The 17,222-nt window shown below is 29.4% G+C and carries 17 protein-coding genes; 1 reads left to right on the top strand and 16 read right to left on the bottom strand.

What is annotated here, in order from left to right; all coding sequences use genetic code 11:
- Positions 1 to 43 precede the first annotated feature (43 nt).
- From spoIVA to KGF46_RS03250, 4 genes are all read right to left on the bottom strand, one after another.
- Entirely contained in the window at positions 44 to 1,519 is a 1,476-nt protein-coding gene (spoIVA, locus tag KGF46_RS03265; protein ID WP_227829157.1) for a stage IV sporulation protein A, read from the bottom strand.
- Positions 1,520 to 1,689: 170 nt separating this feature from the next.
- A complete protein-coding gene (locus tag KGF46_RS03260; protein ID WP_227839456.1) occupies positions 1,690 to 2,985 on the bottom strand; it encodes an MFS transporter in 1,296 nt (431 codons plus the stop codon).
- Between the two features lie 162 nt (positions 2,986 to 3,147).
- Positions 3,148 to 4,602, bottom strand: coding sequence for an amino acid permease (locus tag KGF46_RS03255; RefSeq protein WP_255626172.1), 1,455 nt, complete (start codon positions 4,600 to 4,602; stop codon positions 3,148 to 3,150).
- 14 nt (positions 4,603 to 4,616) lie between these two features.
- Entirely contained in the window at positions 4,617 to 5,756 is a 1,140-nt protein-coding gene (locus KGF46_RS03250) for a M24 family metallopeptidase (protein ID WP_227854501.1), read from the bottom strand.
- Positions 5,757 to 6,074: 318 nt separating this feature from the next.
- Between KGF46_RS03250 and KGF46_RS03245 the strand changes: the two genes are divergently transcribed.
- A complete protein-coding gene (locus tag KGF46_RS03245; protein WP_227829161.1) occupies positions 6,075 to 6,725 on the top strand; it encodes a TetR/AcrR family transcriptional regulator in 651 nt (216 codons plus the stop codon).
- 74 nt (positions 6,726 to 6,799) lie between these two features.
- Here the strand turns inward: KGF46_RS03245 and KGF46_RS03240 are convergent, their stop codons facing one another.
- The 12 genes from KGF46_RS03240 to KGF46_RS03185 all read right to left on the bottom strand — a co-directional run bounded on the left by KGF46_RS03240 (position 6,800) and on the right by KGF46_RS03185 (position 17,119).
- Complete coding sequence (locus KGF46_RS03240; protein WP_227432432.1) at positions 6,800 to 7,819, bottom strand: NAD(P)H-dependent glycerol-3-phosphate dehydrogenase; 1,020 nt, start codon at positions 7,817 to 7,819, stop codon at positions 6,800 to 6,802.
- A gap of 30 nt (positions 7,820 to 7,849) precedes the next feature.
- A complete protein-coding gene (plsY, locus tag KGF46_RS03235) occupies positions 7,850 to 8,464 on the bottom strand; it encodes a glycerol-3-phosphate 1-O-acyltransferase PlsY (protein WP_227854500.1) in 615 nt (204 codons plus the stop codon).
- 33 nt (positions 8,465 to 8,497) lie between these two features.
- Positions 8,498 to 9,823, bottom strand: coding sequence for a ribosome biogenesis GTPase Der (gene der, locus KGF46_RS03230; RefSeq protein ID WP_255287738.1), 1,326 nt, complete (start codon positions 9,821 to 9,823; stop codon positions 8,498 to 8,500).
- 27 nt (positions 9,824 to 9,850) lie between these two features.
- On the bottom strand, positions 9,851 to 11,179 hold the full coding sequence (locus KGF46_RS03225; protein ID WP_227842059.1) for a DUF512 domain-containing protein: 1,329 nt from the start codon (positions 11,177 to 11,179) through the stop codon (positions 9,851 to 9,853).
- 236 nt (positions 11,180 to 11,415) lie between these two features.
- Positions 11,416 to 11,616, bottom strand: coding sequence for a capping complex subunit for YIEGIA (locus KGF46_RS03220; protein WP_227432429.1), 201 nt, complete (start codon positions 11,614 to 11,616; stop codon positions 11,416 to 11,418).
- A 1-nt stretch (position 11,617) separates the two neighbouring features.
- Complete coding sequence (locus KGF46_RS03215) at positions 11,618 to 12,550, bottom strand: YIEGIA family protein (RefSeq protein ID WP_227842057.1); 933 nt, start codon at positions 12,548 to 12,550, stop codon at positions 11,618 to 11,620.
- Positions 12,551 to 12,595: 45 nt separating this feature from the next.
- Positions 12,596 to 13,528, bottom strand: a complete 933-nt coding sequence (locus KGF46_RS03210) for a YIEGIA family protein (RefSeq protein WP_227829165.1) — start codon at positions 13,526 to 13,528, stop codon at positions 12,596 to 12,598.
- Between the two features lie 54 nt (positions 13,529 to 13,582).
- Complete coding sequence (locus KGF46_RS03205) at positions 13,583 to 14,836, bottom strand: HAMP domain-containing sensor histidine kinase (RefSeq protein ID WP_255287755.1); 1,254 nt, start codon at positions 14,834 to 14,836, stop codon at positions 13,583 to 13,585.
- 65 nt (positions 14,837 to 14,901) lie between these two features.
- Positions 14,902 to 15,600, bottom strand: coding sequence for a winged helix-turn-helix domain-containing protein (locus KGF46_RS03200; RefSeq protein WP_227829167.1), 699 nt, complete (start codon positions 15,598 to 15,600; stop codon positions 14,902 to 14,904).
- A gap of 14 nt (positions 15,601 to 15,614) precedes the next feature.
- Positions 15,615 to 16,376 carry a peptidoglycan editing factor PgeF gene (gene pgeF, locus KGF46_RS03195; protein ID WP_413840107.1) on the bottom strand — a complete coding sequence of 254 codons (762 nt, stop codon included), beginning with the start codon at positions 16,374 to 16,376 and terminating at the stop codon, positions 15,615 to 15,617.
- Positions 16,373 to 16,834: a transcriptional regulator NrdR gene (nrdR, locus tag KGF46_RS03190; protein ID WP_227824212.1), complete on the bottom strand. Its 462-nt coding sequence runs from the start codon at positions 16,832 to 16,834 to the stop codon at positions 16,373 to 16,375. Before nrdR ends, pgeF begins: the two co-directional genes overlap by 4 nt.
- A gap of 21 nt (positions 16,835 to 16,855) precedes the next feature.
- On the bottom strand, positions 16,856 to 17,119 hold the full coding sequence (locus KGF46_RS03185; protein ID WP_227432422.1) for a YlmC/YmxH family sporulation protein: 264 nt from the start codon (positions 17,117 to 17,119) through the stop codon (positions 16,856 to 16,858).
- Positions 17,120 to 17,222 lie beyond the last annotated feature (103 nt).

The raw sequence follows: 17,222 nt of genomic DNA, 5'->3' as shown, positions 1-17,222 counted from the left end.
GTTAAAGTAAACAAATCTTTTACTTTAACAAGTAGCTATATTTTTATAATAAAATAGTTATAATATTAGAGCTTCCTTCATTTACAATTTTTTGTAGAGTCTTTTGCATCTTGACTCTTATTTCCTCTGGCATAGTATATAATTTACTTTGAAGCTGCTCTTTTACTAAATCATGAAGTGACTTACCAAACATATTTGACTCCCACAAATCTGCTGGTTGTTCTTCAAATACCTCCATGAGATATTTTATCATCTCTTCACCTTGATTTTGATTTCCAACTATAGGAGAAACTTCTGTAGATATATCTGCTTTTATAATGTGAAGTGATGGTGCATTAGCTTTTAACTTAATACCATACTGTTTTCCTTGTTTCATTATTTCTGGCTCTTCCAAGCTAAGTTCCTCTAAAGAAGGTGCTACTACTCCATATCCTTTTATCTTAGCATCCATTAAAGCACTTTCTATCTTATCATACTCATTTTTAACTTTAGATAATCTAGTTATCAGGCTAAGCAATTGATAATCTCCTTCAATTTTAAATCCACTTTTTTCTTCAAGGACATTATAGAATAAATCTTGCTTTGTTTGTAAGTCAATATTTATGACACCTTCTCCTAACTCCACATGGTCAACACCTGTATCATCTAAAAACTCTAATTCAGAGAAACCTTGCATAATTCCTTCTATATCTCTTATTTTACCTATGTCTATAATGCTCTGTTTTAATGTTGTTATTATACTGCTTTTTATCCAGTGATTTCGCTCAAGACCTTCCACCCATTTAGGTAAGTTTATTCTTATTTCTGTAAGTGGGAAATCATATAGTACAGTTTCCATAACTTCTTCTATATCCTCATCTTCCATTTCAACTATATTCATTGGAAGAACTGGAACTTCATATTTTTCCTCTAATTCATTTCTAAGCAGACTTGTTTCTTCACTTCTAGGACTTAATGTATTTAAAACCACAGCAAATGGTTTTTTAAGATTTTTTAATTCTTGTATAACTCTCTCTTCTGGCTCTACATAGCTTTTTCTGTCAATACCAGTAACTGAACCATCTGTCAAGACAACTATTCCTATTGTAGAATGGTCTTTTATAACTTTTTTAGTCCCTATCTCTGCTGCTTTCTCAAATGTCATAGCTTCTTGTGACCAAGGAGTGGATACTAATCTTTGCTTTCCACCTTCCTCATGACCTAAAGCTCCTTCAACTATGTATCCAACACAATCTACCATTCTCACTTTTAAAGATACTGTGTCTTTTATTTTAATTTCTACACCATCTGCTGGTACAAATTTTGGTTCTACTGTCATTATAGTTTTGCCTGAACCACTTTGAGGTATCTCATCTCTTGTTCTATCTTTTTTGAACTCATTGTCTATATTTGGGATAACCAACTTTTCCATAAACTTTCTTATAAAAGTTGATTTTCCTGTTCTTACAGGTCCCACTACTCCAATATATATATCCCCCTGAGTCCTTTTGGATATATCTTCGTATATATTATTATTCATATTATTCCTCCTATACATCTAATCTTATTAAATTATATTTAGATTTCGAGGTTAATATTCTTAAAATAGAAAAATAAAGACCAGCAATATTAATTTAGTTTACATATAGAAATTTGCAAATTTCAATGTAAATTAAATTATAATGCTAGCCCAAATAGTAGTGTATTATATTAACTAACTTTAGTAGTATTTTCATTTGACTTACTATTCATTTCAATAAGCTCTTTACGTCTTTCTTTAGTCATATTCATCCATATAAATGTAAACACCAATCCAATTATGGCTACTATAGTAAGAACTATGAAGTAGTACTTATATCCAGTTACACCTGGAAATGCATCTAATATCTTTCCTGCTGCTAGAGGACAAAGTACTTCTGGAAGATATCCTAATGTAGCAACTATACCTATAGCAGTTCCTGATATCGATAGTGAATAATTACCTTCTTCAAGTAACGAATAGTGTAAACCTTGAATGGCATACATAGATACATATATTGCAACACATCCAATCAATAGTACATAAATCATAGAAGATTTTGTTGGTGTAAATATTACACCTAAAAGTCCTGCAATCATAAGTATAAATCCATAAGATATAATCTTTGATGAACCAACTTTATCTCCAAGTAATCCAGAGGCTGCTGATGCTACTGGTCTACAATACTGAGCTAATATTGATATTGCAGATGCAAATACTACAGTTGCTCCAAATGCTTCAGTTGAATATGGCGTAAAATAGTAAAATGACATATTAGCTGAATATGAACAAAACATTATTATTGTTATTATCCATGTATGAGGCATTTTTATTACTGTAAAGAAAGCTTCTTTATCAAATTTGGCTGATACCTCTTTTTCATTATCTTTTAACTTAAAAAATACTAATAATCCAACTATTACATTTATAGCTGAATACAACACTATAATAGCTGTAAGACCAGATTTATCACTTACTTTTGATGAAATGTATCCAAATAATATTAAGACTAGAGATAAATGAATTGCATTGGTAATTCCACGACCACTTTCCATAAATCCAAAAGCCTTTCCTTGTTCATTTTCAGAGGCTAACATCCTAACAGCTTTTACAAGCGCTGGCCAAAAAGTAAGTATTGTTGTTATTCCCCATAAAGCATGGATTAAAAATACAATAGTATATGGAGGATAAAGTGTTAATACAAGACCCAATACTCCTGTAATAATTAAAGAACCTGAAAGTAGCTTTCTGGCTGAAATACGATCTGCTAAGAAACCACCAAAAAGGTATGATACCATTGCAAGTAAACCATAAATACTTCCTAAACTACCCATTTGTGTATTTGTAAGATTAAATGCTTGTGCAAAAGTATCATAATAATAATTTTTTAAATATGGTAAAGCATATATAAAGGCTCCTGCTACAAAGAGTATTATTAAGACTTTGAAATTTTTCCAAATGCTTGGTTTATTTACTTCAACTGACATATTTCCTCCTTATGTAAATACTCATAAATTTTTACGATAGCTAATTATTGATTTTTCAACATCCCAACATATTATAGATTTATTAATATATTATGTTAATTTATCCATAATTTTTAGTGAACTAAAGACAAATGCTTTTAGCTCACTAAAATAATTATATTTTTATTTATAGGAATCCCCAGAATTATTAGATACCTTCCTTTCATAGTTCTTCCATATCATTAAACCTGTTAATATAACAAAAAGACCTCCACCTATCATCTCAATCTCATAAACTATATTATCTTTTAAAGTCTCCATAACTGGTGCTGTTGAAAAAAGTATCCCCACTACAGTCACTACAAGTACCATTCTAGCTATATTGATACAAACTGAATCACTTTTTGCAATTGAGTATGGTCTTTCTTCGTTTGGTCTTGTCTTTCTAAGTCTTATATAAGACGTAAAAAGTAATACATATGGAAACAATGCCGTTAATGCTGTCATAGTAACAAGAACATTATATATATTATCTACTGATGGCAGTAAATTTGTTCCTATAAGAAGTAGACTCACTATTATAGCTTGAATCACTACAGCATTTGATGGTATATTGTGTTTATTTGTAACAGTTAATTGCTTAGGAAATACACCTTCTTTTACATTTCCAAAAAGCATCTTTACTGGACCTGCTATATAAAGTATTAGTGCTCCAAGTACCGATAAAGTTATCCCAAATGCTACTACTCTTATAAACCAGCTTCCTATTCCTAAATCTTGTGCAACTTTAGCTAGTGCATCTAGTATTCCTGTTGATGCTGCAATTTCATCTGGAGGAAGTATCATTGTTATTGCTACTGAACCTAGGATATAGATTCCTCCTATTAAAACAGCTACTGTCAATATAGCTTTAGGAAAGTTTTTCTTAGCATTATCCATTTCAGTTATAAAATTAGCAGTTGTTTCAGCTCCTGATAGTGCAAATATTATAGCAGATATAGAAACTAGTGAATTAGCATCTATCTTTGGTATTATATTTTGGATTGTATATACAGATGCTGATGGAGCTTTTTTGAGAATAACTACAGACATAAATGCCATCACTATAAGTAATATAGCCGGAATTGTAGAACCTAATGCTCCTGTATTTGTAAAGAATTTTCCAAATGCCATTCCACGAGTACTTACTAGGGATAACATCCAGAATATTATAAGTGAAAGCACTAAAATAAACATCTTATTGTTTGATAGAGCAGGATTTCCAAGCATATAAGCAATATTTATAGCTAAAAATGTCAAGAAGGAAGAATACCAAAATATCTTTGATGTCCAATTTAACCATGACACCATAAATCCCCACTTCTCTCCATAAGCCTGTTTAACCCATTCTCCAAGTCCACCATCTTTTGGATATGTTGCAGCCAACTCTGCACATATAAGTGATGCTGGAACAAAGAATATAAAAGCAAACAACAACCAAACTGGTATCGAACCAAGACCCAACCCAAAACTAGAGGCAGTAGATTTAGCTATCCATCTAATCCCAAATAGTGCTGATATATTCATAAATACTAAATCCCAAAATCCAATCTTCTTTTTCACTGTAATTCCTCCAATTTTAAATTTACTTAAATTCATACATATGTACTAATTTAAATATCAAGTATAAGCTCTTCAACACTTCTTGGATAATTAGTTATAATTGTAGCACTATTTTTACCTACTATTGCTGTATCTGAGTGTCTAAATCCTCCAACTCCAGGTATATATATTCCTGGTTCCATAGAAAATACCATTCCTTCTTCTAGTATTAATTCATTGTCAAATCTTAAATATGGCTCTTCATGTTCTGATAAACCTAAACCATGACCAATTCTGTGATTTGAATATAACTCTAGACCATGCTTTGCAACAACAGCTCTTGCTGCTTCATCCACCATTCTTGCTGGTATTCCAGCTTTTATTGTATCTAATCCAGCTTGTTGAGCTTCTACTGCAATCTTAAATACTTCCTTTTGTCTTTCTGTTGGCTTACCTATAATAAAAGTTCTTTCATTTTCTGCTCTATAGTTTTCATACCAAACCTGTCTACTATGTATTACTATATCTCCTCTTTGAAGTATTCTAGTATTTGAGTCTAAATGTGGTTGTGCTGTTCTATCGATGCCTGAACAAGTCCAGTTTGCAAATCCTATATATGTATCAGGATAATTTTCAGATACATATTTTAGTAAAGCATTATCCCCTGCAACGTCAAATTCCAATTCACTCATCCCAACTCTAACATTTTCCAAAGAACCTTTTATTCCTATATCAGATAAGTAACCAGCTATCTTTAAAAATTCTATCTCTCTTGCGTCTTTTACATATCTCATTTCAAATATTTTACTTCCAACATCTTTAATAGCAAATGATTTCTCAGTTATATATTCTGAAAAGCTTGCAGATACTATATCTTTTTCTATCCCAACAGTTATTCCTTTAGGATATCTATTTAAAATTATATCTAAGTAATGTTTATGTGATATTCCATGTTCTTTCATTTCTGGTATTTCATAATATACATATACATTATCAACTTTTGCAACTTCTTTAGCATGTAGCTCCTCTAATCCAGGCACTATTAATTCTATTTTATCTTGAGTTACTACTGTTACAATTGGTCTAGAATAAGTTATTGCTTTAAATCCACTAATATAAAATTGGTTGTCTGGTTCAAATATTAGGGAAATTTCAATGTTTTTTTCATTCATATACTTTCTTAATTTTTCTAGTCTCATGTTATTTGACATAGTACACCTCTTTCTCAATATTCAAATAATTTATTCAATACAACAAGGATGAGTGTATCATTTCAAAATTCTTAATATTTTTAGTACTTGTTGTATTCGTATGTAAATTAAATTTATTTGTGATTATTTTATCATAATCATGATTATTTTGTCAATCATGATTTCATCTTTAAATATTTTTTATATTTTGCTGATATTAAATTATCTGAAATATAACAAATATATATTATATTTTGGAATATTATTCTTGATTTATGATAAATTTAATGATAAAATCACGATTATATAAACTATATTGATTATTTGTAGGTGAATAAAATGACAAATAAAGAATTACAAAAGAAAAGGATATTGATGTATTTCATAGAAGCAGCTCAAAACATTATGGAAAATGAAGGAATAGAAAATATTACACTTCGTAAGGTTGCAGATATGGCTGGCTATAACAGTTCAACCCTATACAACTACTTTAAAAATTTAGACCATCTAATATCATTTGCATCTATAAAATATTTTAAAGATTATAACTTAAATATTTCAAGGTGTATAGAGAATGTAAATGATGAATATAAGAAATATATAATTATGTGGAAATTATTTTGTAAGCATTCTTTTGACAATGCCCAAGCTTTTTATCAGGTATTTTTTAACTTGTCCAGTGATGAACTTAGTTATATAACAAAACAATATTATGATATGTTTCCAGAAGACTTAGGTATTCATGACAGTGATATATCTTTAATGATTACCGGAAAAAGTATAAAAGAAAGAAATAAAATACTGTTGAACAATCTTGTAGATACTGGATATATACCATCTAAAGATTTAGACATAATCAATGATATAATTATTTCTTTTTATCAAAATCTATTATTCTTAAAAAAGAACACAGGAAAAAATTCTAATGATGATGAATTAACTATGAAAATGATTTCTTCTATTGAATACATAATAAAACATGCTAAGTAATATTAAAATAGCCCTCTTTATAAAAAGAGGGCTAAAACACAGCTATTATTTTTTTATTTTATTGTACAATAAGTTTATATATCATCACCTAAAACTACTTCTTCCATTTCGTGCTTTTTACTTCTCATCATTAACTCTATTCCAACTTCTTTAGGATTTGCACCTTTAGTTATTACAGAATATATAGCATTAGTTATTGGCATATCTATATTCAGCTTTTCAGCAACATCATGTGCTACTTCAGTAGCAGTTATTCCTTCTACAACCATCTTTACTTCTTTTAAGGTATCTTCTAAGCTCATCCCTTGACCTATAAGTATACCTGCTCTTCTATTTCTACTATGCATGCTTGTACAAGTAACTATTAAATCTCCAATGCCTGAAAGGCCTGCAAATGTAGACATATTAGCTCCCATAGCAGTACCAAGTCTACTCATTTCACTAATTCCTCTTGTCATAAGAGCTGCTTTTGCATTGTCACCATACCCTAATCCATCACATATACCAGCACCAAAAGCTATAATATTTTTTAATGCTCCTCCAAGTTCAACTCCAACTATATCCGGATTTGTATAAACTCTAAGTTTAGGGCTCATAAATAAATCTTGTATACTCTGTGCTATTTTTAATTCTTTAGAGGCTACTACTACTGTAGTAGGTATATTTCTTGCTACTTCTTCAGCATGAGATGGGCCAGATAGTATTACATATGGATTTTGTGGCAATTCTTCTTCACATACCTGAGACAATCTAAGTCCAGTGCCTTTTTCAAGACCTTTTGCTACATTAACAATAATTTGTCCAGCTTTTACAAAGGGTTTTATTTTTTCACAAGTACTTCTTACGGCTTGAGATGGAACTGCTAAAACTATTACTTTGCAATTTTCTATAGTTTTTTCTATATCAGTACTTATCGTTATATTATGTGGAAATAATACTCCTGGCAAATAGTCTGTATTTTCTTTAGTCCTGTTTATTTTTTTAGCTTGTTCTTCTTTTCGGGTCCACATGCTCACATCATTACCTTTATTTGCAAGACCTAAAGCTAATGCACTTCCCCAACTTCCAGTACCTAATACACATACTTTCTCCATGTTTAACACCACCTGAGTATAATATATTTACTATTCTTTCTTTTGACCAATTTTTCTTTCTGTCCCATTTAATAATCGCTTTATATTTGCTCTGTGATTATATATTACTGATATGCTTAAAAACAAAGCTACAACTAGCCCAGCTTTATTTTTTGCTATAATCATAAATATTGGTGAACAACCTATCCCAACAACAGAACCTAATGAAACATATTTTGTTATAATTACCACCAATATAAATACGGCCAAACACATTAATGTTATTACTGGATTTACAGCAAGCATTGCACCTAATGAAGTTGCAACACCTTTACCCCCTCTAAATCCTAAAACTGCTGGCCAATTATGACCTGCTACAACACATATAACTGCTAGATATCCAGCTAAAAGAGTATCTATACCAACCAACTTTGCTGCAATTTCCGATATCAAAACAGCAATTACACCTTTAAAAACATCACCTAAAAAAGTCATTGCTCCTGCTCTTTTCCCAAGTGTTCTAAGTACATTTGTCGAGCCTGCATTACCCGAACCTTGAGTCCTTATATCAACCCCAGCAATTCGCTTTGCAACTATATACGAGGTTGATATATTGCCTAATAAATATGCAATTACAGCAATAATTATATAACTAAATATCTCCACTGAACTTACCTCCTTTAGTTATATTTTAAATATTTACTTTTTATTTTTTTGTCTATACTCAAACTTTATGGAAGTTCCTTCAAATCCAAAGTTTTCTCTTATCTTATTTTCAAGGTATCTTTGATATGAGAAATGAGTTAAGTTCTTGTCATTTATAAATAAAGTAATTTTAGGAGGTCTAATGTCTGTTTGAGTTCCATAGTAAATTTTTAATCTTCTACCTTTATCAGATGGTGGCTGATTTAACATTACAGCTTCTCCAATTACTTCATTTAATGCTGAAGTTGATATTCTCTTAGAATGTTCATTTGATACATATTCAACTGTGTCTAATATTTTATTCATTCTTTGATTAGTCTTTGCAGAAACAAATACTATTGGAGCATACATCATAAATGGGAATTTTTCTTTTATATCTTTTGTGTAATTACTCATTGTCTTATTATCTTTTTCTATTAAGTCCCATTTATTGACTACAAATATACATCCCTTACCTTCATCATGTGCTATACCTGCAACTTTTGTATCCTGCTCTGTCACGCCTTCCAAAGCGTCTATAACTATCAACACTACATCTGCTCTATCTACAGCACTCATAGCTCTTATTACACTGTATTTTTCTATTGTCTCATATATTTTGCTTTTTCTTCTAAGCCCTGCTGTATCTATAAGAAGAAATTTCTGCCCATTTTTTTCAAAATAAGTATCTATTGCATCTCTAGTAGTTCCTGCAATTGGACTTACAATTACTCTTTCTTCTCCTAATATCTTATTAAGTATAGAACTCTTTCCTGCATTTGGCTTACCTGTTATAGCTACTCTTATTATATCTTCTTCATACTCTGTATCTAATCCTGCTGGAAAATTTTGAACTATCTCATCTAATAAATCTCCAAATCCCATACTATTGGCTCCTGACACTCCAAAAGGAGTTCCAAAACCTAATTCATAAAAATCGTATATATTGTCAAACTGACTTTGACTATCAATTTTATTAACCACTAGAATTACTGGTTTTTTTGTTTTTCTAAGTATCTGAGCAATTTCTTTATCAGCAGCTGTTATTCCAGCCTTACCATCAACTATAAAAAGTATTACATGTGACATGTCCATTGCAAGCATAGCTTGACTTCTCATTTGAGATAATATTATATCTTCGCTATCAGGTTCAATACCTCCTGTATCTACTAATGTAAAATATTTATCTAACCATTCTACTTCTGCAAATATTCTATCTCTTGTAACTCCTGGTGTATCTTCAACTATTGATATCCTTTTTCCTGCAAATTTATTAAATATTGTAGACTTACCAACATTTGGTCTCCCAACTACAGCTACAACTGGCCTACTTATACTCATGTTGTTTCTCCTTCCATCTTTTGTTTTCTATTTTAAAATTTTATCCACAAAATCTTTTCCTTCATTTAAGCATGGGATAATTTTTATTTTCATAAGTTCTTCTAACTGATTTAGTTCAATATTATCTAAGAAAATTTCTTCATCTGCTTTTAACATACTTCTTGTTATATAAAGAGCTTCTCCCAATTCCTTATGCTCAAGTTGCTCTTTTAAATCTTTCGCTGTTAAAAGGCCTGATACTGTTATTGTTTCTCCAAAAAACTTATTTTTTATTTCATAAACATCTATTTGAAGATTTTTAAACTTGTCCATCATAGCATCTGCCATACTTTGTATAAATTCATATGCAGAATGTCCAGTAGCTATTGATACCTTTTTGTCTCTTTTAAGACTATTCTCAGATAATGTTTTTAGATACTCTTCAATCTCTGTTTTTAACTTACGTATCATACCTACACCATCTTCAAACTGTAAAAATCCTTCATATTCTTCATATGCAGGCAATTCTCTACTAGATAATATATAAAATTCATCCGATAAAAATGCAAATCGAGTCCCTATTTTCTCAAGATATTTCTGTTGTATTTCATGAATTTGCTCTATAGTTTTACTTGCACCATTATTATTAAATATATTTAATTCTGCTAAATTTTCTCTATGCTTTGTAATTCCAACTGGAACTATAGCAACACTATTTACATATGGATAAAGTTGAGCTAATTCTTTTATTGTTCTATCCAATTCCTTTCCATCATTTATACCTGGACATAAAACAATTTGACAGTTCATTTCTATATGAGCATCTGCCAATCTCTTCATTATACCATATAATTTTCCTGCAAATTTATTGCTTATCATTTTTTGTCTTAATTCTGGATTAGTTGTATGCACAGATATATTTATAGGACTTATTCTGTATTTAATTATATTATTTATATCTTCTTCGCTCATATTTGTAAGTGTAACAAAATTTCCTTGTAAAAAAGACAATCTTGAGTCATCATCTTTAAAATAAAGAGTTTCTCTCATTCCTTCTGGCAACTGGTCTATAAAACAAAACATACATTTATTTCTACAACTTTTAGCTTGGTCAATTATTGGATTTGTAAATTCAACGCCCAAATCTTCATCATAGTCTTTTTCTATCTCATATATGTAGACTTCACCATCTTTTTTTTGTATTTCTACCTCTAAATACTCATCACTTAGTAAGAATCTATACTCTATTATATCATGTATTGGCTGTTCATTTACAGATATAAGTAAATCTCCTACTTCTATACCTATTTCTTCTGCAATACTATCTTTGTAAACTTTACTTATAATATTATTTATTTTTTTTACATTTACTTCCATTTTTTTCACCACTCTTTTATATTCATCAATATTTATTATAATATATTTTCATATACAGTTTATTACTTTATTATATTTTACAATAGCATTTTTAAACATTTCATGTCATAATAACACATTTTAATTCTAATAGTCAATATAAGTAAATAGCTATAAAAAGATTAAAACAAATAATATTCAAATTTAAATATTTTATAAATTTGAACATTATTTGCCCTTAAAAGTACCTTATAGTTTTAATGCTTTACTATTATTAATGTTCCATTAGTCATATCGTGAACCATTCCGCCTACACACTTTGACATGAGCATTGCCTTATTTTGCAAATCTTTTTCATCATTTGCATAAAATATCGGACAACCTCCACCATTTCTCATATTTTTATCTAGTGTAACTATTGCTAGGGTATATTCATTTAGACCTATATCCATTCCCATTTTATGCACTTCCTTTCTTTCCTGTTTTATAGTTTTTCAGTGATAAGTTTTTACCTTTAGAACTTGAAAGTATTGGACATGATTTTACAGCTTCCATTACCTTTTCAACATTCCTATCTATTGGTAAATAAGCAATCATTATACTTTCATCATCTTTATTTCGTCTAGGTAATGGTACAAATGCAGGTTCTCCATAATCTCCATATAAACCTAATCTCGAATATATATTGTATACTATCGCTTGTCTTTGACCCGAATCAAATAATATTCCTGCATTAGCATAATCTCTATCTTTAGGAATTATTTGTATCCCTACACCTCTATTAATATATACTTCTCTATCACTTTTTAGACCTATATTTGTTATCCCTTTTAAATCTCCCACCTTTAGTATAGATTCATTTACGAAGCTAATATCAGCAGGCATTACATCAGCTATATCTCCAATACTTTTTCTAGTAAGAAGTTTCTTAAGTATGAAAGCTAATAATAAACCACAAATTGAACTTATTATCAAACTCATGCCTTCACTTATTTTAGTTTCTTCAATAATTACATAATATAATCCTATTGTTAAAAAAGATGTAACTATGCACATATAATTTCTTACTTCATAAGTTCTAGCTATCTCTTCTATAAATGCAGCTCCTCTTTTTACAAGTTGAACTTCTTCTAAGTTTTGTAATGTATTCCTTCTATTTGCTCTTACTTGTCTAAACTGTTCTGCTGCCAAAGATAAAAATGTTATCGATGTATAAGAACGATTTATAAGAGCTGGAACTAGTAATGCTCCTAATGCCGAAGCAACAAAGGCTAATATAAGCTGAGATAGTAAAACATTTGGTTGTGTAGGGTACTGTTTTTGGTCTAAATTTAACATTATGACTCTTGATGTCATACCAATAATAACTGCAACAAAAAATACTCTATCCATTAAATCACTCCTAAAATATCTAATATAAAATGTTCACATATAAATCTACAAAGTCTTTCTAGAAAAATCACTCTGTTTTCCTTTTGATGTCTCTATGATAGGAGTGCTCTTTACTACATCTATCATTACATCTATATCCTTGATTATTGGTACATATGGTACAACCACAGTGCTTTTTTCTAAGTTAGTTTTAGATATAGCTACAATATCAACCTCATCTACATCCTTATCTATACCCATATGAATAAATAGATTATGTATTATAGCTTGTCTTTGCCCTATATCATTTACTATCCCAAATGCACCCAAATCTCTTGGTATAATCTCTATAGCTAGACATTCATTTTTATATTTTTCTCTTGTATTCTCTAAACCTATATTAGTTATTATTACACCATTTACTTTTAAAATAGGCCCTTCAAAGCTTACTTCAGCAGGAACTATATCTGCTATATCTGCTATACTATTTCGTCTTAGAAATCTTCTAAAAATTAAACCAACTAAAGCTCCTGCTATAACAGCTAGTATTGTACAATAAGCAAAACTAAGGTCATATCGTTTTGAAACAGTAATATAAACTATAGAAGATACTAGTGCAGAAAAAAGACTGATATAACTTCTAGATTCATACGTAGATGCTATTTCTTCTACATAAGCATCTCCTTTTGGTACTAATTCTTCATTGTCGATATTTTTTAATGTTATTCTTTCTTGCTCTGCAAGACCTTGAAATTGTTGTATTGCTACTGCAAAAAATGTTAATGCTGCAAACTCCTTATCTATAAGTGCAGGTAATGCTATAGCACCCAATGAAGCTGAAAGTCCTGATATTATTATTTGTTCTAAATAATCTTGTGGTCTCGATGGGTATTGCTTGTCTGTAACTCTTAAAACTAATCCTCTACACAATATTCCTATAATTACTGCTACTATAAAAGAGTGTCTAAATAAATTTGCACCTAATAAGCTTTCTTCCATTTTCTCAGCTCCTTCTATTATATAGTTTGTGCAAAAAACAAAAAAAATTTCCTTCTATTTAAGGAAATTTTTTTGTAGTATTGTAACAATAAATTCGCTACCAATACCAAGTTCACTTTTTACTTTTATACATCCATTTAATGATTTGACTATATGCTTCGTTATAGCCAATCCTAAGCCCGTTCCTCCTACATCTCTACTTCTTGCTTTATCCACTCTATAGAAGCGTTCAAAGATACGTTCTACATCTTCTTTTGGTATTCCAACGCCATTATCTATAACTTTGATTATTATTTTTTCTTCATCTTTTAAAACTACAACTTGTACAATACCATTATCTTGAGTGTATTTTATAGCATTATCAACTAAATTTAAAAACACTTGTTTGATATAATCTCTATTAGAAAGTATGTTTATTGATTTATCATCACATTTATATAAAACTTCTATATTTTTTTCACTAGCTGAACGTTGAGTTATTTCATATACTTCTCTAAATACATCATATATTACAACATCTTCCATTAGAAGAGTGTCTTTATTTTCTACAAATGATAATAATAATATGTCATCAATCAATCTTTTTAATCTGTCTGATTCACTTTCTATTATTTCCAAAAACCTATTTCTAGTATTTACATCTATATTTTCATTGGATTTTAACGTTTCAACAAATCCACTTATAGATGTAAGTGGTGTTTTAAGTTCATGACTTACATTAGCAACAAAATCACTTCTCATATTTTCAAGCTTCACCTTTTTAGTAATATCTTCTATGTTTACTATTGAGCCAATTATTACATTATTAGTATTTTGAAGATAAACTGGGTCCACTTTTATTTTGTATACTATATCATCTTTAATAGTAATCTTTGCAGTTTCATTTTCTTTAGAACCTATAAATTGAAGTATCTGCTTTAATATTTCTTCTTCTTTTATTACAGCATTGATATTATGACCTTCAACTAGTTTGTTGGGTTCGCTCTTTATCATTTCTTTAGCTTCATCATTTATCAATAATATGTTTCCATTTACATCTATAGCTAAAATTCCATGAGATATACTTTTTAATATAGACCTTAATTGTAAATGTTTATATTGTACTTCTTCTAATGTATCATCCATATTTTTTATCATATGATTAAAATTTCTGGCTAATTCTCCTAGTTCTCCTTTAGCTGATATATTCAGCCTAGCGTGAAACTCTTTGTTACTTACTTTTTTTGAAACGTATATAAACTCTTTTAAATATTTTCTTAGTGTTATTGTGTATCTTACAGACAATATCACAATGGCTATAGACAACATAACAATAAAAAAATATATGTTCTTTAATTCTTCCACAAGATAACACTCCTAAAATATAACTTTTTCTAATCTATTTTGTATCCTACACCTCTTATAGTTTCTATATATTTTTCTGATTTATCTTCATCTTCATCTTCTATTTTTTTTCTTAAATATCTTATATGGACATCTACTGTTCTAGTTTCTCCATAGTATTCATAGCCCCATATTTTATCTAAAAGATAGTTTCTTGAAAGTACCTTACCTTTATTCTGAATTAATAATTTTAACAGTTCAAACTCTTTAAGTGTTAACTCTATCTTTTCAGAACCTTTAGTAACTTCATGTTTTGATAAATCTAGTTTTAAATTACCTGTGGTAAGTATATTATTTTCTTCACCTGTACTAGTTAAGTTATATCTTCTCAAAACAGAGCTAACTCTAGCTAACAATTCTTTTATACTAAATGGCTTGGTTATATAATCATCAGCACCTACTTCAAGCCCTTCAACCTTGTCATTTTCCATATTTTTAGCAGTAAGCATTATAACAGGAATATTTTTCAAGTCTTTATCACTTCTTATTTTTCTAAGTACATCTATTCCACTTATATTTGGTAGCATCCAATCTAAAAGTATTAAATCTGGTTTAACTTCTTTAGCTTTTATAAATCCATCAAATCCATCATATGAATAACTAACTTCGTAGTTTGACACCTCCAAATTGAATTTTAATAGCTCAACTATATGCATTTCATCGTCTATAACAAGCACTTTAGTATTCATTAAAAAGCTCCTCTCTATTTTATCTGTAGTACCGTTCCTATTCGTTCTGATGCCTTATTATGTTTTCTATAAGAGTGGAATTCATCTGCTCTACAACTAGTGCATAGATTTAAATTTATTATATTTTCTTTTTTGACTCCACTACATCTCAGCATATACTCATTAATTTTCCATAAATCTAAATAGTAACTTCCCTCTTTTATTATATAGAACTTTTCATCATTATTTGTAAGAATTGTGTTAAATTTTTCTACCAAATCCTCAGACACTTCATAACAACAAGGTCCAATTGATGGTCCAATTATACATATCAAATCTTCAGGAACTGTTTTATAGGTCTCAGACATCAATTTTATTGTTTTGTGACCTATATTACTAAAAGTACCTTTCCAGCCCGCATGTGCTAGTCCTATGGCTTTATTTTTAGCATCTATAATTGATATAGGTACGCAATCTGCTGTAAACAATAAAAGTGGTACTTTCTCTAAGTTTGTTATAAGTGCATCGCCTTCTATTTTTTGTCCTATATTCTCTCTGTTAACTATGTTAACTATGTCTGAATGTATTTGAGAATTACTAGTTAAATTTTCAAACATTAAATCGCACTCCTTACAAACCCTTAACATGTCTTCTTTACTTTTTGCATCTATATTTTTGCAAGTTATAACTAGATTTATAGAATTTAATTTTTCATCAATTTCTTTACAGTTGCTGCTTAAGTTAACATACTCTTTAATATCTTCTACACTTTTTAGATTTATATAATCTTTCATCATTTGTCTCCTTTTTCTATTAGTATACTTTTAAGTTCGTTTACAAAAGTATTTATATCTTTAAATTGTCTATACACAGAAGCAAATCTTACATAGGCGACTTCATCTAAATCTTTCAATTTATCCATTACCATTTCGCCAATTTTTTTGGTTTCGATTTCTTCTATAAAACATTTATTTATTTCATTTTCAATATGTACAACTATATTCTCAATATCTTCAACAGATACAGGTCTTTTTTCACATGCCTTTAATAGTCCGTATTTTATTTTTTCTCTATCAAAATATTCTCTACTATTATCTTTTTTAATAACCATTAAAGGAGTAGTTTCTATTTTTTCATAAGTAGTAAATCTCTTTTTACATAATTCACATTCACGTCTTCTTCTAATAGATTTTAAATCTGTATGTCTAGAATCTATTACCTTTGATTCTTTATAATTACAATAAGGACATTGCATCTGTATTCCTCCTTCGTTTAGCTATATATCAAATTCATCTAAGCTTAATTCTGAACCTATATTTACTATTATTGTATCACAACCTATTTTAAGTATATCATTCCAAAATATAACTTCTTCATCCCCTCCTCTTGAAAAAAAACTTCTACTTCCATCTCCAAAAATGGTAAATGAGACTACCTTTCCCTCATGGATATCCATATCTATGTCGATTATGAAACCCATCCTTTTTCCATTTTTTACATTTATAATTTCTTTTTCCATTATATCAGAAACTCTAATCATATTATACTCACCCTTTCTTTAAAAATAAATATGTATTTGGATAAAAAAAAATGACCTATATAGGTCATTTAAATTTAAAATTATGTTTACATTCCATGGATTA

The sequence above is a fragment of the Clostridioides sp. ZZV14-6153 genome (genome assembly GCF_020657855.1).
Lineage (GTDB): Bacteria > Bacillota > Clostridia > Peptostreptococcales > Peptostreptococcaceae > Clostridioides.
The sequence above is the reverse complement of the archived record's forward strand: the minus strand, read 5'-3'. Positions and strand labels throughout refer to the sequence as shown.